This is a genomic window from Streptomyces sp. NPDC051684 (genome assembly GCF_044453445.1).
Taxonomy (GTDB): domain Bacteria; phylum Actinomycetota; class Actinomycetes; order Streptomycetales; family Streptomycetaceae; genus Streptomyces.
On the sequence record NZ_JBITCS010000041.1, the window covers coordinates 14,003 to 30,437 of the forward strand.

16 protein-coding genes and 1 pseudogene are annotated in these 16,435 nt (G+C 71.9%); 8 read left to right on the plus strand and 9 right to left on the minus strand.

Going from position 1 to position 16,435, the window contains the following annotated elements; genetic code table 11:
• Nucleotides 1-32 precede the first annotated feature (32 nt).
• Nucleotides 33-233: a DUF5999 family protein gene (locus ACIA8D_RS34930; protein ID WP_326023112.1), complete on the minus strand. Its 201-nt coding sequence runs from the start codon at nt 231-233 to the stop codon at nt 33-35.
• 358 nt (nt 234-591) lie between these two features.
• Entirely contained in the window at nt 592-1,182 is a 591-nt protein-coding gene (locus tag ACIA8D_RS34935; RefSeq protein WP_399238269.1) for a hypothetical protein, read from the minus strand.
• Nucleotides 1,183-1,719: 537 nt separating this feature from the next.
• Here ACIA8D_RS34935 and ACIA8D_RS34940 point away from each other — a divergent pair.
• Nucleotides 1,720-3,240: a glutamate-cysteine ligase family protein gene (locus ACIA8D_RS34940; RefSeq protein ID WP_399238270.1), complete on the plus strand. Its 1,521-nt coding sequence runs from the start codon at nt 1,720-1,722 to the stop codon at nt 3,238-3,240.
• A gap of 17 nt (nt 3,241-3,257) precedes the next feature.
• On the opposite strand, the gene ACIA8D_RS34945 is transcribed toward ACIA8D_RS34940, so the two are convergent.
• Nucleotides 3,258-5,021 (minus strand): substrate-binding and VWA domain-containing protein, encoded by a 1,764-nt coding sequence (locus ACIA8D_RS34945; RefSeq protein ID WP_399238271.1) that lies wholly within the window; start codon nt 5,019-5,021, stop codon nt 3,258-3,260.
• A 211-nt stretch (nt 5,022-5,232) separates the two neighbouring features.
• Here ACIA8D_RS34945 and ACIA8D_RS34950 point away from each other — a divergent pair, with 211 nt between their 5' ends.
• Nucleotides 5,233-6,012, plus strand: coding sequence for a CPBP family intramembrane glutamic endopeptidase (locus ACIA8D_RS34950; RefSeq protein WP_399238272.1), 780 nt, complete (start codon nt 5,233-5,235; stop codon nt 6,010-6,012).
• 15 nt (nt 6,013-6,027) lie between these two features.
• Here the strand turns inward: ACIA8D_RS34950 and ACIA8D_RS34955 are convergent, their stop codons facing one another.
• Complete coding sequence (locus tag ACIA8D_RS34955; RefSeq protein ID WP_399238273.1) at nt 6,028-6,837, minus strand: PhzF family phenazine biosynthesis protein; 810 nt, start codon at nt 6,835-6,837, stop codon at nt 6,028-6,030.
• A gap of 204 nt (nt 6,838-7,041) precedes the next feature.
• On the opposite strand from ACIA8D_RS34955, the gene ACIA8D_RS34960 reads away from it, so the two are divergent.
• Complete coding sequence (locus ACIA8D_RS34960) at nt 7,042-7,668, plus strand: PadR family transcriptional regulator (RefSeq protein ID WP_399238274.1); 627 nt, start codon at nt 7,042-7,044, stop codon at nt 7,666-7,668.
• 106 nt (nt 7,669-7,774) lie between these two features.
• Here the strand turns inward: ACIA8D_RS34960 and ACIA8D_RS34965 are convergent, their stop codons facing one another.
• A complete protein-coding gene (locus ACIA8D_RS34965; protein ID WP_399238275.1) occupies nt 7,775-8,203 on the minus strand; it encodes an SRPBCC family protein in 429 nt (142 codons plus the stop codon).
• Between the two features lie 221 nt (nt 8,204-8,424).
• On the opposite strand from ACIA8D_RS34965, the gene ACIA8D_RS34970 reads away from it, so the two are divergent.
• From ACIA8D_RS34970 to ACIA8D_RS34980, 3 genes and pseudogenes are all read left to right on the plus strand, one after another.
• On the plus strand, nt 8,425-8,937 hold the full coding sequence (locus ACIA8D_RS34970) for a Clp protease N-terminal domain-containing protein (protein WP_399238276.1): 513 nt from the start codon (nt 8,425-8,427) through the stop codon (nt 8,935-8,937).
• Between the two features lie 141 nt (nt 8,938-9,078).
• Nucleotides 9,079-10,041: an EamA family transporter gene (locus ACIA8D_RS34975; protein WP_399238277.1), complete on the plus strand. Its 963-nt coding sequence runs from the start codon at nt 9,079-9,081 to the stop codon at nt 10,039-10,041.
• 273 nt (nt 10,042-10,314) lie between these two features.
• Nucleotides 10,315-10,866 (plus strand): annotated as a pseudogene (locus tag ACIA8D_RS34980) (EamA family transporter); the annotation flags it as partial.
• Nucleotides 10,867-10,882: 16 nt separating this feature from the next.
• Here ACIA8D_RS34980 and ACIA8D_RS34985 read toward each other — a convergent pair.
• Both ACIA8D_RS34985 and ACIA8D_RS34990 read right to left on the minus strand, forming a co-directional pair.
• Nucleotides 10,883-11,533 (minus strand): FMN-binding negative transcriptional regulator, encoded by a 651-nt coding sequence (locus ACIA8D_RS34985; protein ID WP_399238278.1) that lies wholly within the window; start codon nt 11,531-11,533, stop codon nt 10,883-10,885.
• Nucleotides 11,533-12,219, minus strand: a complete 687-nt coding sequence (locus ACIA8D_RS34990; protein WP_399238279.1) for a pyridoxamine 5'-phosphate oxidase family protein — start codon at nt 12,217-12,219, stop codon at nt 11,533-11,535. The genes ACIA8D_RS34985 and ACIA8D_RS34990 overlap by 1 nt, the downstream gene beginning before the upstream one ends.
• 37 nt (nt 12,220-12,256) lie before the next feature.
• Between ACIA8D_RS34990 and ACIA8D_RS34995 the strand changes: the two genes are divergently transcribed.
• Complete coding sequence (locus ACIA8D_RS34995; protein ID WP_399238280.1) at nt 12,257-13,591, plus strand: aminotransferase class I/II-fold pyridoxal phosphate-dependent enzyme; 1,335 nt, start codon at nt 12,257-12,259, stop codon at nt 13,589-13,591.
• 287 nt (nt 13,592-13,878) lie between these two features.
• On the opposite strand, the gene ACIA8D_RS35000 is transcribed toward ACIA8D_RS34995, so the two are convergent.
• The gene (locus ACIA8D_RS35000; RefSeq protein ID WP_399238281.1) at nt 13,879-14,832 is read right to left on the minus strand and encodes a DMT family transporter; all 954 of its coding nucleotides are present in this window, start codon (nt 14,830-14,832) and stop codon (nt 13,879-13,881) included.
• 75 nt (nt 14,833-14,907) lie between these two features.
• Between ACIA8D_RS35000 and ACIA8D_RS35005 the strand changes: the two genes are divergently transcribed.
• Entirely contained in the window at nt 14,908-15,825 is a 918-nt protein-coding gene (locus tag ACIA8D_RS35005; protein WP_399238282.1) for a LysR family transcriptional regulator, read from the plus strand.
• Between the two features lie 2 nt (nt 15,826-15,827).
• Here the strand turns inward: ACIA8D_RS35005 and ACIA8D_RS35010 are convergent, their stop codons facing one another.
• A complete protein-coding gene (locus tag ACIA8D_RS35010; RefSeq protein WP_399238283.1) occupies nt 15,828-16,307 on the minus strand; it encodes a pyridoxamine 5'-phosphate oxidase family protein in 480 nt (159 codons plus the stop codon).
• Nucleotides 16,308-16,435: the final 128 nt, after the last annotated feature.

A 16,435-nucleotide genomic window follows, 5' to 3' on the forward strand; every position in this document is an offset into this window, starting at 1 on the left:
CCGTCGGTCGCGCAGCCCCGCTCAGCCGCTTGCTACGCCGCCGTCACCACCGTGCCCAGTGGGCGGTGCGGGGCGATGATCCTGCCACTGGGCAGCAGCTCGCCGGTGTCCTCGAAGAGCAGGACCCCGTTGCAGAGGAGGCTCCACCCCTGCTCGGGGTGGTGAGCCACAGGGAGCGCGGCTTCCCTGTCCTCGGATTCCGCTGTCGGGCAGGCTGGCTGGTGCTGGCACATGGATGGGATCTTTCGCTGCGAAGTGATCTCGATGACGTGGGCTGTGCTTGCTGTGCTGGTGGTGCCGGTCGTGCTGCGGCTTGAAGGCTTGTTCATGGCCGCCCCCCGATTTCGTGAGTTCCGGAACCCAGTGTTGCCCTGTGGGCGTCAATCCGCAGGGATTTCCTTGCAGCGGTCCTTATGGGTGTCAGACGCATCACCCGTGCGGACGGTTCAGTCCAACTCGACTCTCCCTTCGGGTGGTTAGGAGTGGTCGGTACGGGCTAGTCCGCTCGGGCAGGGGTGTGCCCCGCGACCGGACGGCGGACGGTGCGGGGCACAGGAGTGCGCGACAGGGGCCGTCGGCGGGCCCGGTCGCTCAGGCGAGCAGGCCGGCGGTGGCCGGGGCCGGCGTCAGTCGGTGCGTGAGGACCGGCAGGAGTTCGGCCACCCGGTGCGGGCGGTGCGGGGCGATGCCGGGCGGCGCGGGGGCCAGCGGGACGAGGATGTCGTCGGCCGCCGGTTGGCCGCTCGCCGGGTCGGCGGTGCGCTCGCCGTGCAGCCACAGCGTCAGCATGTAGAGCTCGGGCACCGAGAGCAGCCGCGGCTGATAGGCCTGCGGCAGCGACTCCGCCTGGCGCAGGGCCCGTTCGGTGGACCGGATGTAGGGGCCCTCGAAGAAGTGCGAGAAGGCCCAGCCGTCCGGCGTGAGCATGGTGTCGGCCGCGGCCACCGCGCGCTCCCCGCAGCGGATCAGGAAACGCCAGCCGGTCAGGCGGGCCCTGGACGGCCCGGTGGTCTCGGTGATGTGGTCCAACACATGGAGTGGCAGCGGGAGTTCGGGGGTGGCGGGTCCCTGGGCGGCGCGCAGGGACGGGGTGCGTGCCTCGCGGACGGCGGTGGGGGAACCGAGGGCCGCGAGAACGCTGCGCAGGGCGGGCGCGGGAGCCGGTGGGACGTGCAGCGGCATGGTGGGTCGCCTCTCATTCGACAGGCATGTGATGCGAGGGCGGTGCGGGACGAGCGGACGGCGCTGTCTGCTGCGGGTGCACAGGGGTACACGGGACGGAGGGGGCGGGGGGCCGGTCCGAACCCGGGCCGCGGGCGCCAACTCTCTGTCTCGCCAGCGGAGTTTATACGATGCGTGTTCACGGAGTGTTTCGGCTAGCACGCCGTCCGGATTACGCAAGGTGCTATTCGGGCGCGCTTCTCATGGGGTTTTGTGGGCGTTCTCCCCATTTTCGTCGGGGCCGCCACGCGTGACCTCGGCGTCTTTCGGTCGAGCGGTCGGCGCGTTCTTGTCGGCGTTTTTCACCAGGGCCGCGGACGACGGAATCTGCGGCCTGCCGCATGCCTGAGGAATGTGCCCGCGGGTAACCACGCTTGAGCGTACTGCTCCGTGGGCGCGCGCGGGGCGTTACGGATCACTTTGCCGGGGCATCATCCACCGTGACACGCGGCCGGGACGGAGCATCAACGGGTCGCCCGTGCGAGGAGGGACGCTTCCATGGGGGAGAAGGTCGTTGCGGGCGCGGTCGGTCTTGCCGATCCGCGGCGCTATCGGGAGAAGCTCAAGGAGTGCCTGGAGGGGTTCGCGCGACTGCTGGAAGAGAAGCGCTTCGACCGTCCGCAGAATCTCATGGGTCTCGAGATAGAGCTGAATCTCGCCGGGCCCGACGGGCTGCCGAGAATGATGAATGCGGAAGTTCTGGAGCGCATCGCGAGCCGCGATTTCCAGACCGAACTCGCGATGTTCAATCTCGAAGTGAACATTGCCCCGCACCGGCTCGGCGGCCGCGTTCTCGACCAGCTCGCCGAGGAACTGCGCACGGGGCTCGGATATGCGCACCGGAAGGCCAACGAGGTCGACGCGGGCATTGTGATGATCGGCATCCTGCCGACGCTCGCGGCGGACGACCTGGTCTCCGCGAACCTGTCGGACGTCGACCGCTACACCCTGCTCAATGATCAGATCACCGCCGCGCGCGGCGAGGACTTCGTGCTCGACATCGCCGGTGTCGAGCGGCTGACCTGCACGTCCTCCTCGATAGCGCCCGAAGCCGCGTGCACGTCCGTGCAGTTGCACCTCCAGGTGACGCCGGGGCGTTTCGCCGATGTGTGGAACGCGGCGCAGGCGGTCGCCGCCGTGCAGATAGCGCTCGGCGCCAACTCGCCCTTCCTGTTCGGCCGCGAGCTGTGGCGGGAGTCGCGGCCGCCGCTGTTCCAGCAGTCCACCGACACCCGGCCGCCGGAGCTCGCGGCGCAGGGCGTGCGGCCGCGGACCTGGTTCGGGGAGCGCTGGATCGATTCCGCGTACGACCTCTTCGAGGAGAACCTCAGGTACTTTCCGCCGCTGCTGCCGATCCTCGACGACGAGCAGCCGCTCGACCTCATCGCCAAGGGCGACACCCCGAGCCTCGCCGAACTCGTCCTGCACAACGGCACCGTGTACCGCTGGAACCGCCCCGTGTACGGCATCGCGGACGGCGTCCCGCATCTGCGCGTCGAGAACCGGGTGCTGCCCGCGGGGCCGACCGTCACGGACGTCATCGCCAACACCGCCTTCTACTACGGCGTCGTGCGCGCCCTGGCCGAGGAGCAGCGGCCGGTGTGGTCGCGGCTCCCCTTCGCGGCAGCCGCCCGCAACTTCGACACCGCCTGCCGGTACGGCATCGACGCGCGCCTGGAGTGGCCGCGCAGGGGCCGGTTCGGCGGCACGGAGCGGGTGCCGGCCGTGAACCTCGTACGGGACGAGCTGCTGCCGCTCGCGGCGGCCGGGCTCGACGCGTGGGGCGTGGAGCCGGCCGACCGGGACCTGTACCTGGGGGTGATCGAGGAGCGGTGCAGGCTGCGGATGAACGGTGCGGCGTGGCAGTCGGCGACGTATCACCGGGCCCTGGAGAGCGGTCTGGCGCGGGACGCGGCGCTCGCGGCGACCACGCGCCGGTACTGCGAGCTGATGCACGGGGGCCGGCCGGTGCACGACTGGCCGGTCGGGCTGCCGGAGCCGGCCGTTCCGCTGGGCTGAGGAGGTCGGCGGCCGGCTCAGTTGCCCTTGGCGCCCGCCTCGATGATGGCCTTCAGGATGACCTGCTGGATGTCCGCGGGGTCGCTGACCTGGTGTCCCGAGCCGCCCGTCGCCTCGGCGACCTGCTCGACCTCCCGCTTGTCGGTGTCGGGCCCCACGGCGATGACGATCAGCGGGACGGGATGCTCGGGGTCGGCGAGGCCCTCGAGCTTCTTGATGAGGCTCGCGCGGGAGATCGACCCCTGATCCTCGTTGACGCCGTCCGTGACCATGACGACGGCGTTGAACCTGCCGCTCTTGTACGAGGACGCGGCCTCCTTGTACGCCGCGAGCGTGGTGTCGTACAGCCCCGTCGCCCCGCCGGGCACCGGTTGCAGCGAGGTGAACGCCGCCGACAGGCGGTCGCGCTGGGTGCCGGAGCCGACGTGGTCGCCGAGGCGCTCGGTCGGCACGAGCTTCTTGTAGTCGCGCTCGTCGTCGAGGAACGTGGCGAACTCCCACAGACCGATCTCGTCCTCCGGCGTGAACGTGGACAGGGCGGCCAGCATCGACGCCTTCGTCACCTCCATGCGGGACTCGCCGCGGCTGGGCACGATGTTCCCCATCGAGGCCGACGCGTCCACGACCGTGGTGAGACGGGCGCTCTGCACCGTGATCGTCCACATCCCGAGGGTCTCCTCGAGCTGCTCCTTGGTCGGCGCCTTGGCCGCCACGCGCGCGTACGGCTGCGGGGAGCGGCCGCCGGCCCGTGAGACGACCGTCGCGGGGGACCGGCCGCTGTCCGTGCGGAAGCCGTGCCGCTCCAGGATCGAGCGGCCCTCGGGCGCGCCGAGCAGCGTCACGAAACGGACGGCGGCCCGGCTCTCGTCGGTGCTCAGCCGGTCCTCGTCGACCAGCGAGAACGGGTAGTCGAGGGCGGGCGAGCCGTCCTTCGGATAGAAGAGATCGAGCGAACCCGCCTTGCCCGCCTCCTTGTTGTGCGCGTAGGCGGCCTGCTCGGACAGGATCAGCGCCTCGTTGCGCCGCGGGTTGCCCTGCTCGGTGCCGGAGCCGTCGCGCGGCACCGTGTCCATGAGCTGCGCGTCGCTGTCGGACGTGCGCTGCGAGAGGCTCTTGGCCATGGACGCGGCCTGGGTGCCGTCCCCCTTCTTGGAGGTGGCAGCCAGCTTGGTGAGCGCGAGCAGTCCGCTGGCGCTGCGGGCGGGGTCGGCGGCGCCCAGGCGCAGCTTGTCGTCCCGCATGGCGGCGCCCGTCAACTGGGCCCAGGTGTACGTCTTGCGCGGCCAGCCGAAGGACTTCGCGGCCGCGGGCACCATGCCCACGCCGACCGGTGAGGAGGCGACGTTGCCGGCCGGTGTGACCTTGGTGTCGCCGGTGCTCGTGGTGACGCGCTGCACCCAGACGTCCGAGTCCGGCACCCAGACCTGGAAGTCCGCCGCGCCCTTGTCCGCGCGCAGGGTGTCGGCCACCTTGTAGGCGTCGCGCGCGGTGACGGCGACGTCGAGGCAGTTGCCGTCGGAGGTGAGCTTCTCGCGGCGGGCGTGCTCCGCGGCCTCGCGCAGCGCCGGGGCCATGTCCGGGGAGGCGACCACGTCGAGATGCACCTCGTCCTCGCATCCGCCGCCGAGGCCGATCAGCTCGGGGCGGACCACCGCGACCGTGCCCGCCGTGGCCACGAGGACGAGGGTGGTCGCGATGGCCACGGTGCGCCCGCGCGAGCGGGGACGGGGTGCGGCGGCGGCCGCCCCGTACTCGTCGGGCATGCTGCTGTGACGTCCCATGGCGGTGGAGCCCCTCCCTGAGCCACAAAGGCAGTTGCGGTATAAGCGGTGGAGCAGTGGAGGGGAGCGGTGCGCCGAATTGCGTCGCCTCGGCCCCCTCGGCCTGTCGCACGCGATCTTCGTACCTGCATTCGAGACCCTAGCGGGGCGCTGTGACGGATGCGGCGGGATTACTCAACTGGAGGCAGGTGTGCAGGTGGAGGCGGAGCCGATGCCCGGTTCTTCTCCCGAGGGGCGGCTCTCACGGCGCTTTTTGCGGGACGAGACGCTGCTCGTTCTGGGGCTTTCGCTCGGTGCGAGCGGTGTGTCCGCACTCATCAGCTTCGTCGGCTCCGTCACGAAACCGGGCGGCCTCAAGGACCAGGCCGCGACGCTCAACGCCTCGGCGGCGCCCGGCCGCCCGTGGCTCGACCTCGCCTGGCAGCTGTTCGGCATCGCCAGCGCCTTCGTACCGGTCGTACTCGTCGCGCACCTCCTGCTCAGGGAGGGCGAGGGGATGCGCACGATCGGCTTCGACCGCGGGCGCCCGTGGTTCGACACGGGCCGGGGCGCCGCGGTGGCCGCCGTCATCGGCAGCACGGGGATCGCCTTCTACCTCGCCGCGCGCGGCCTCGGCTTCAACCTCACCGTGGTGCCGGAGGCGCTGCCCGACGTGTGGTGGAAGTTCCCGGTGCTGATCCTCTCGGCGGTGCAGAACGCCGTACTGGAGGAGGTCATCGTCGTCGGGTATCTGCTGCGCAGGCTCGGGCAGTTGGGGTGGACGCCCGGGACGGCGCTCGTCGCGTCGTCCGTGCTGCGCGGCTCGTACCACCTGTACCAGGGCATCGGCGGGTTCTTCGGGAACCTTGCGATGGGCGTCGTCTTCGTCTTCCTGTACCGGCGCTGGGGGCGGGTCGGGCCACTGGTGGTGGCCCATTCCCTGCTCGACATCGGGGCGTTCGTCGGATACGCGGTGCTGGCGGGCAAGGTGGACTGGCTGCCCACCGCGTAGCCCACGCGGCTCGCGCTACGCGTGGAGTTCGCCCTCGATGGTCGTGACCGCGCGGCCGGTCAGGAGCGTGCGCTCACCACGCAGGGCGACGCGTACGAGACCGCTGCGGGCGGAGGCCTGCAGTCCGGTCAGCTCCTCGCGGCCCAGGCGCTCCGCCCAGAACGGGGTGAGCGCCGTGTGCGCGCTCCCGGTCACCGGGTCCTCGTCGATGCCGACGCCCGGGAAGAAGCAGCGCGACACGAAGTCGTAGCCCTGGGCGGGGTCCTCGGCGCGGGCCGTGGCGATGGTGCCGCGCCGGGAGAGGTCCACGAGCGCCTTGTGGTCGGGGGTGAGCGCCCGCACCGTCTTCTCGTCGGCGAGTTCCACGAGCAGGTCGCCGACCGAAGGGCCCGTGTCGCGCACGGAGAGCGGCTCCGCGCCCAGGGCCTCGGCGAGCCCGGCGGGGGCCGGCTCCTCGGTGAGCGGCGCCGTCGGGAAGTCGAGGGTCAGCGAACCGTCCTCGCCCGGTGTCGCCACGAGCACGCCGCTGCGCGTCGCGAAGCGCACGGGGCCGCGCGTCACCCCGGTGGAGTGCAGCACATGGGCGGTGGCCAGCGTCGCGTGCCCGCACATGTCGACCTCGGTGGCGGGCGTGAACCAGCGCAGCGCCCAGTCGGCGTCCCCGCTCTCGGGGAGCGGGTGAGCGAAGGCCGTCTCGGCGTGATTGACCTCAAGGGCGACGTTCTGCAGCCAGGCGTCGTCCGGGAAGGCGTCCAGGAGCAGGACGCCGGCGGGGTTGCCGGCGAAGGGCCGGTCGGTGAAGGCGTCGACGATACGAATACGCATGCCAGAGACGGTAATTGCCCCCACTGACAACGGCCCAAGGCCAATCCGGCGCGGCTGGCCTGTTTTCCCGGAGCCGCCGCTCCCGCTTCCCGTCGCGGCAGAGGCTTGCCATCCGAACAGTCCCGATATATCGTTGAGGCATTGCGATCGGTTGATGATCGCGTTCCATGAAACCCGCGATCAGTTGTGAAAGGACTGATTCCCATGCGTAACCACGGACACGAACACGGACATGGCAACTTCGGCCCCGGCCACCACGGCAGGGGCGGATTCGAGCGCGGCGGCTTCGAGGGTCGGCGCGCGGCGTTCGGGCCCTTCGGGCCCGGCTTCGGTGGCCCCGGTGGCCCCGGCCCCTGGGGGCGCGGCGGCCGCGGCGGCGGGCCTCGCGGACGGGCGCGGCGCGGTGACGTGCGCGCCTCGATCCTGGCCCTGCTGAAGGACCGGCCGATGCACGGCTACGAGATGATCCAGGAGATCGCCGAGCGCAGCGGCGGCGCGTGGAAGCCGAGCCCCGGCTCGGTCTACCCGACGCTGCAGCTGCTCGAGGACGAGGGTCTGATCGCCAGCGCGAGCGAGGGCGGCAAGAAGCTCTTCTCGCTCACCGACGACGGCCGTACCGCCGCCGAAGAGGGGCCCGAGGCCCCTTGGGAGGAGGCCGGTCGCGGCGTCGACTGGGAGGCCATGAACGAGATCCGGCAGGCCAGCTTTGGTCTGATGGAGGCGTTCGGCCAGGTCTGGAAGACCGGTGACAAGGAGCAGCGCGACAAGGCGATCTCCGTCATCAACGACGCGCGCAAGAAGCTGTACCTGATCCTCGCCGACGAGGGCTGAGTCCCGTGTGGGCCCGGACAGGCCACAGAGCGCGGAAGAGGCGCCCCGTACGAAAGGTGCGGGGCGCCTCTTCGCGTACGTACGCAGTACGTACGAAGGTCAGGGGTCAGGCCACCAGTCCGTTCAGCTTGCGCAGCGACTCGTCGAGCGCGGCCGTCGCCGAGTCCTTGAGCTTGCCCGCCATCAGCGAGACCGCCGCCCCGGTGAACTCGCCCTTGATGCGGGCCGTGGTCGCGTCGCCGTCCGGCGCGAGCGAGTAGTGCATGAACAGGTTCACGCCCATGGGTCCCTTGCCCCTGATGGCGAAGGTGCGGGCCGTCTCCAGCTCCTCGATGGTCCAGGTGACCTCGGCCGGGAAGCCCATGAGCTTCATGTTCTCCTCGAACTGTCCGCCCACTTCCAGTGCGGCGGGTCCGCCCTTCGGGAAGTCGGTGTGGGTGGCGTTCCACTTCCCGTACGAGGAGAAGTCGGTGAGCTGCGCCCAGACCTTCTCCGCGGGCGCTTCCATGCGTGCTTCCGCGCTGACTTCGGCCATGTGGCCACCCCTTTGAGTCGAGAGCCATGACGGGCTTCGGTGTCGCGTCGTCGCGGAAAGTAGCCGTGTGGCCTCGAACATTCAATACTGATGACCCGTCAGTTCCTGATCGACGGATTCCGGTCCCCTCGGGGGGTGGTGGCTCGATCTCATCCGTAAGGAGGAGATGTTCTTGATCAGTGCCCAACTTGTGTCGGACAGGAAAATGCTCCCAGCCGTGGATGTTCCTTTCGGTAGTTCCTGATGGGGTTAATGGTGTGCATAGTTCAACCCCGCCCGAGACCGACGCCCAGCTCAGCGACGAGCTCGCGGCGGTCGTCGCGGGCGCCCGGCGGCGCGCCGTGCGGGACGGGGACCGGCAGATCGACACCGCGCACCTACTGCACTCCTTGCTCGAGTCGGATCCCGACGTGCGGGCCGCGTTCCCGGAAGGCGCGCAGGTGGCGCGGCTGCTCGGCTATCTCGTACAGCGCAGCATCGGCTACGGGCTGCGCTGGCAAGGCTCGGTGGAGGACTCCGGGGCCGTGCCCCTCGTGCCCTCGGCCCCCGGGTGGTCGCCCGTCGCGGCCGCCGCCATGGAGGCGGGCGTGGAGCGGGCCGTGTCGCGCGGGTACGAGCGGGCCCGTGGCGTCGACGTGCTCGCCGCGCTCGCGGCGGATGCGGAGTGCCGGGCGGTCGAGGTGCTCGGCAGGGCCGGCGTCGATGTGGAGCGGCTGCGGCAGCGGGTCAACTGACGCCGTAAGCGAGGAAGAGTCCCGCGTCCATCCCGTGAGACAGGGGTCAACGGGGATGACGCTCCTGACGCGCCCTGCCATGATGTGCGCGTGCACGAGTCATTGGGGTCTTCGGGGAAACAGGCAACCCGCGGGCGCGGCATGGGACTGGGCCTCGCCCTCCTCTCCGCGCTCGCGTTCGGCGGTTCCGGGGTGGCCGCCAAACCGCTGATCGAGGCGGGCCTCGACCCGCTCCACGTGGTGTGGCTGCGCGTCGCGGGCGGCGCCCTGGTCATGCTGCCGGTCGCCTGGCGGCACCGGGCGCTCGTGCTGCGCAGGCCCGCGCTGCTCGCCGGGTTCGGGCTGCTCGCCGTCGCGGGCGTCCAGGCCTGCTACTTCGCCGCGATCTCCCGCATCCCTGTCGGAGTCGCCCTGCTCATCGAGTACTTGGCGCCCGCGCTCGTACTCGGCTGGGTCCGCTTCGTGCAGCGCAAGCCCGTGACGCGCGCGGCCGCGATCGGCGTCGTGATCGCCGTGGCCGGCCTCGCCTGTGTCGTCGAGGTGTGGTCGGGGCTCGGCTTCGACGTGCTCGGCCTGATCCTCGCGCTCGGCGCGGCCTGCTGCCAGGTCGGCTACTTCGTGCTGTCCGACCACGGTGGCGACGCGGCGGAGTCCGGGGCCGAGGTGCCCGACCCGTTCGGGGTGATCGCGTACGGGCTGCTCATCGGCGCCGCGCTGCTCACGGTCGTCGCCCGCCCCTGGGGCATGGACTGGTCGGTGCTCGCGGGCAGCGCCTCCATGGACGGCACGTCCGTCCCCGCGTGGCTGCTGCTGTGCTGGATCGTGCTGCTCGCCACGGTCGTCGCGTACGTCACCGGGGTGGTCTCGGTGCGCATGCTGTCGCCGCAGGTGGCCGGGGTCGTGGCCTGCCTGGAGGCGGTCGTCGCGACCGTGCTCGCCTGGGTGATGCTCGGTGAGCACCTGTCGGGCCCGCAGTTGTTCGGCGGGGCGATGGTCCTGGTGGGGGCGCTCATCGCGCAGTCGTCGAAGTCGGTGGCCGCGTCGCCGGAGCCGTCCGAGGCCGCACCGGAAAACGTGTTGTCGCGGTCGGGCGGGGCTGTCTAGCCATGCTGGGCATGCACGCACACACGCTCGTCCTCCCGCCCCCGGCCGGCTGAGGGCTGCCCGGCCGTCGTGGCCGGGCCCGGTCCGCCGGGGATCTCGCCACCGTGGGACCGCCATCTGAAGGTGCACCGCCATCTGAAGGTGCACCGTCACCTGTAGGTGCCGGTCGACAACGTGCTGCCTGAGTGATCCCCCCCCCGGACCGTGCAGGGCCCTGCCGCGGGCGGCGCTTCCCGGAGGGACACGGCCGTCCGCTCACGACGGTCCGTGTTCCTGGCCCTCGGTGTCTGCGGAGGGCCGCTCTCCGTGCTGTCCGTGGCCGGGGCGCTCGGCGGACTCGCGGTCCTCGTCCTGGGCGGCGGCGGCGCTGCGGGGCGCCCGATCGGGGTGATGTGGGCGCTGCTGTCGGCGGCCGGGTATGCCGTGATGACGCTGCTCACCCGGTGGTTCGGGCGGCACGGTGCGGGAGGCGGCGGGCTCGGTACGACCGTGGGCACGTTCGCGGGCGCCTCGCTCGCGCTGCTGCCGCTCGGCGCGGTCGAGGGCCTGGTGCCGCACACCGGCCACCATCTCGCCGTGCTCGGCCTGTTGGCGTACATCGCCTCGGTGCCAACGGCGCTCGCGTACGCCCTGTACTTCGCGGGCGCGGCGGTCGTGCGCTCCGCCACGGTCTCCGTGATCATGCTGCTCGAACCGGTGAGCGCCGCCGTGATCGCGGTGACACTGCTCGGCGAGGACCTCACGGCCGCGACCGTCGCGGGCACCGCCCTGATGCTGGCGGCGGTGACGGGCCTCGCCGTGGCGGAGGCCCGGTCGACCGCCTGATCCCTACGAAAAGTGGCTACGCGGGCTGGTGGCGCCGCCGTCGCTGCGTGGCGAGGGCGGCGGCGTCGCGCGGGTCGCCGCGCTCGGCGAGGCCCGCCGCGATCCTGTCCTGGACCTCCTCGGGCTTGTGCCCGGCGTACTTGAACTTGGCCCGCACGTCGGTCACCTGGAGCAGCAGGCCCCGGATTCCCGGCAGCATCCGGCCGTAGGGGGCCTCGTCCGCGGCCACCGGCACCGAGAGGCCGGGCGGCTGGAAGTGGCCCACCTGCCGGTTCAGGAGCTCCGCCTTCTCCTGCGGATCGTCCACTACGCGCGCGGTGCAGCGCAGTTGGACGGCGGCGTAGACGCTGGTCGGCGTGCCGTGCTCCGGCGGGACGTCGGGCGGCGCCTGCCAGGGGCCCGGCACGAACGCGTAGTCGTCGACGACGCTCAGCAGCACCTCCGGGTTGGCGTCGAGCGCGGGCCACAGGGGGTTGGGGCGGGCGAGGTGGGCGACCACCACGCCGAACTCGCCCGGTCCCTGCGGGTCGTACGCGAAGTGCAGGGGCTGTACGAAGGGAGGTTCGCCGTCGAGGCCGTTGACGGCGAGCTGGCCGAAGTCGTGGGCGGCGAGCCACTGTTGCCACTCGGCCGAGTCGCGCGCCGCGTCCCAGGGGTGGATCAGCATCACAGCCCCTTGAGGTACGGGGGGACGTCGATGCCGGTGGCGAGGTCGTCCGAGGGAAGCAGCTCGCCGTAGCCGCGCTGGACCGGGACCACGCCCGCCCAGTGCGGCAGGTCCATGTCCTCGGGCTCGTCGTTCGGGCCGCCTTCGCGGACCTTCGCCGAGACCTCGGAGAGGTCGATGCGCAGGACGGCGGTCGCGGCGAGCTCCTTGGCGTTCGCGGCCCGCGAGTCGGCGGCGCGGCCCGCCACCACGTGGTCGACGATCGCGTCCAGGGCGAGCCGCTTCTCCTCGGCGTCCGTGACCTGGTGGGCAGTGCCGTGCACCACCACGGAGCGGTAGTTGATGGAGTGGTGGAAGGCGGAGCGGGCGAGCACCAGGCCGTCCACGTGGGTCACGGTCACGCAGACCGGCAGGCCGGGGTCCTGCTGCCCCTTGTCGCCCGCCATCCGCAGCGGGCGGGAACCGGTGGAGCCGTGCACGTAGAGCCGCTCGCCGACGCGGGCGTACAGCGTGGGCAGCACGACGGGGGCGCCGTCGCGGACGAAGCCGAGGTGGCAGAGGTAGGTCTCGTCGAGTATCGAGTGCACCAGGGCGTGGTCGTAGGCCGCGCGCTCCTTGGCGCGGGTCGGGGTCGTGCGGTCCGTGGGCGCGTAGGAGGTGGCCGACTGTTCCTGGGTGACGCTCATGTTGCGAACTCCATTGCACTAGTACATAATGCTGTTTGTGCTAGGAGAGTATCGAATCAGTGGGCGTGGCGCAGCAGAGATCTGTGCCAGCGTCGAGCGTGGTGTGATCGCCGGGGACCTGGAGCCGGGGCAACTGCTGCCTCCCATGCGGGAGTTGGCGGACCGGCTCGGGGTGAATCCGAATACGGTCGCGGCCGCGTACCGGTCGCTGCGTGAGCGCGGGGTCATCGAGACGGCCGGGCGGCGCGGCAGTCGGGTGCGCCCCAAGCCGGCCATCACCGCGCGCGAGGCCATCCGCGTGGACGTGCCGGAGGGCGTGCGGAACGTGTCGGACGGCAATCCCGACACCGCGCTGCTGCCCTCGCTGGCCGAGGCGTTCACGGCGGCTGCGGGTGTCGCCGACAAGGAGCCGGTGCTCTACGGGGACGACTCGCTGGAGCCGGGGCTGGTGCGCCGCGCGCGGGCCGACCTCGACGCGGACGGGGTGCCGGACGGGCCCGTCGCCGTGACGTCCGGTTCGCTCGACGCCATCGAGCGGGTGCTCGCCGTGCACCTCAAGCAGGGGGACGCGGTCGCCGTGGAGGATCCAGGCTGGGGCAGCATGCTCGACCTCGTGCCCGCGCTCGGGCTGCGGACGGTGCCGGTGGGGGTGGACGACGAGGGGCCGCTGCCGGACGACGTGGAGCGGGCGCTGGCCGCGGGGGCCCGGGCGCTCGTGGTGACGGACCGGGCGCAGAATCCGACCGGGGCCGCGGTGGGGGCGGGCCGGGCGAAGGCGCTGCGCGCGATCCTGGGTGCGCATCCGGAGGTGCTGCTCATCGAGGACGACCACGGTCACGGGATCGTCGATCTGCCGCTGCACCCGCTCGCCGGGGCCACGCGGCAGTGGGCGTTCGTACGTTCCGTGGCCAAGGCCTACGGGCCCGACCTGCGGCTCGCCGTGCTCACGGGGGACGCCGGGACGGTCGACCGGGTGCGGGGGCGGCAGCGGCTCGGTCCCGGCTGGGTCAGCCGTATCACGCAGCGGGCCGTGGCCGGGCTGTGGGAGGCGGGCGCCGTGGACGCGGGGGCGGTCGCGGCCTCGTACGGGGAGCGGCGTGCCGCGCTTGTCGCTGCGTTGGCTGAGCGGGGGGTGGTTGCGCACGGCCGCAGCGGGATGAACGTGTGGGTGCCCGTGCCGGACGAGACCGGGGCGGTGGCGCGGCTGTTGCATGCCGGGTGGGCGGTGGCGCCGGGGGCGAGGTTCCGGATGGAGGCGGGGCCGGGGGTGCGGATCACGGTGTCCCGGTTGGGGGTGGGGGAAATCGGTGCGGTGGCGGACGCGGTGGTGGCGGCGGTGGGCGCGCCGGAGCCACGGAGGCATTACGCGTGAGGCGGGCCGTGGCGGGGTGGCGCCCTGCGGTTCCGTTGCGCGGCACCGGGGCGCCGCCTTGCCCACCCTGCCGCCCAAGGCGGCAGATTGCCCAAGGCGGGGTGACGGTCGACCGCCACGGGCGTGGAGGCGCCGGCGGCAGATCGCCATGGGGCGTCGGCGGCGGGTAGGCAATATCAAGCCCCTGCGGCGATTGAGCAGCGGGGGCCGGGGCGGAGCCCCGTGGCGTGGGAGCGGGTGACGTGACAGGTGCGGGGACCCGCCCCACTACTCCCGCACCCGCCCCACTACTCCCGCACCCGCACCCGCACCCGCGGACGCGACTGCGTAAGCGCCGCACCCGCCAAAACGATCACCGCCCCGATCGGCGTCGACCAGGAGAGGGACTCGCCGAGGACCGCGACGCCCGCCGCCGTCGCGATGACCGGGACGAAGTACGTGACCATCTGCGCCGTCGTCGGGCCGACCTCGGACACCAGCCCGTACTGGATGAGGAACGCGACGCCCGTACCGAGCGCGCCGAGCGCCGCGATCGCGAGCAGCGGGACCATCGGGAAGTGCGTCGGCCAGGCCGTGAACAGCGGGGTGACGAGCGCGAGCTGGACCGTGGCGAGCAACAGCTGCGCCCCGATCATCGACACGTTCGACTCACCCGTGTTCGCCAGCGTGCGGCGGACGTAGATCCAGCCGATGGGGTAGGAGAGCGAGGCCAGCAGGGCCATCGCCGTGCCCGCCACGTCCAGTCCGTGGAAGCCCTGCCAGACGCCGAGGACCGTCAGGACGCCGAGGAAGCCGATGCCCAGGCCCGCGACCCGGCGCCGCGTGGGCCGGTCCTCGGAGAGCGCGACCAGCGAGAGCGCCATGCCCCACAGCGGAGACGTCGCGTTGCAGATTCCGGCGAGCGTCGACGGGATCGTCTCCTCGGCGAACGCGAAGAGCGAGAACGGCAGCGCGTTCAGGAAGAGCGCCGCGACGGCCAGGTGCCCCCAGGTGCGGATCCCGCGGGGCAGCCGCTGCCGCTTGACGACCATGGCCACCAGCACGACCGCGGCGCCGAACAGCAGCCGCCCGAGCGTGACCTGGAACGGGGCGTAGCCCTCGGTGCCCACCTTGATGAGCAGGAAGCTGAAGCCCCAGATGAGGGCCAGGATGCCGAAGCGGATGCGCCAGTCGAGGGCGCGGCGCGGGGTGGCGACAGTGGTCGCGGTCGCGGTGGCGCGGGAAGCGGTCGTCGTGCTCATGGGGTCCAGATTGACTCCCCACATCTTCGTAGCACAAGCGAGATTGTTTTCCGAGTACCTATTAGCATCACTTACATGTTGAACCTGGAGCGCCTACGGGTCCTGGACGCCCTCGCCCGGCACGGATCGGTGAGCGGCGCGGCCGAGGGGCTGCACGTCACCACGTCCGCCGTCTCGCAGCAGATGGCCAAGCTGGAGCGCGAGGCGGGGCAGCAGCTGCTCGCCAAGCGCGGGCGCGGCGTGCGGCTCACGGACGCGGGCCGGCTGCTCGCGGAGCATGCGGCACGCATTCTGTCGCAGGTCGAGCTGGCGCAGTCCGATCTGGAGGCGCAGCGCGGACAGGTCGTGGGGGAGCTGCGGCTGTCCGCGTTCCCGACCGCCGCGCGTGGGCTGTTCCCCGGCGCGCTCGCCGCGCTGCGCGCCGAACACCCCCAGCTGCGGGTGCGGTCCCAGGAGCTGGAGCCCGAGGCCGCGGTGGCCGAGGTGATCCGCGGAGACCTCGATCTCGCCGTCGTCCTCGACTGGTACAACAAGCCGATGCCCATGCCGGACGGCTTGGTCAAGGCGAGCATCCTCGACGATCCGGCCGATGTCGCCATGCCGGCCGGCCATCCGCTCGCGGACCGCGAAGAGGTCGGTCTCGAGGACTTCGCGGACGACGAGTGGATCACCTGGGGGCAGGGCGAGTTCTGCCACGAGTGGCTGATGTTCACGCTGCGCGCCAAGGGGGTCGAGCCGCAGGTCGGCCACCGCGCCGCCGAGACGCACACCCAACTGGGCCTGGTCGCGGCCGGGTTGGGTGTCTGCGTCGCACCGCTGCTCGGCCGGGACCCGATGCCCGAGGGTGTGGTGACGGTGCCGGTGCGGCAGAAGGTGCGACGCCATGTGTACGTCGTATGGCGCGCGGACGCGGACCGGCGGCCCTCGATCCGCGCGGCGGTGCGGGCACTGCAAAAAGTGGGGGCGGATCTCGGGCGGCTCGCCGAGGGGTGACGTCAGGACCGGCCCGGATCGGCCAGCTTCCGGAAGTCCCACGACGTGATCTTGTCCGGGGTGAGCCGCGCCCACGCGTGCCGGCCGTCATAGACCATCTCGGTCATCCCGAAGTTCTTGTGCGCGAACAGCTGCTCGGGCGCGTCGAGTTCGGGGCACGGCTCACCGGTGCGCGGCGCCTCGCCGACGAACTCGACGCGCCCGGACAGCTCGACGCCGCGCAGCTCCCCGTACTCCTCGCCCGCGTCGACCACCACCGCCACCCGGCCGTCGACCCGCAGATCGGCCCAGCGGCGGCTGCGGGACAGCGAGTAGAGCCACAGCGACGTGCCGTCCCAGGCGAACCAGAGCGGGCTGACGTGCGGCGTACCGTCCGCGCCCACCGTGGCGACGCGGCACGTGCGCTGCTCGGCGAGGAACGCGTCGCGCTCCTCGGGCGACATCATGATCTTCCGGCCGCGGCGCTGGGTGGCGGTGGTCATTCGGGCTCCCTTGTTCGGCGTTCGACGTGCGGCCGACGCGCGTACGAGCTGAGTGCGACGCGCGCACGGCGTACGTCCCCGACCTGCGTCTGACGTGCTGTCAGGAACGCAGCATGCGACCTCTTCCC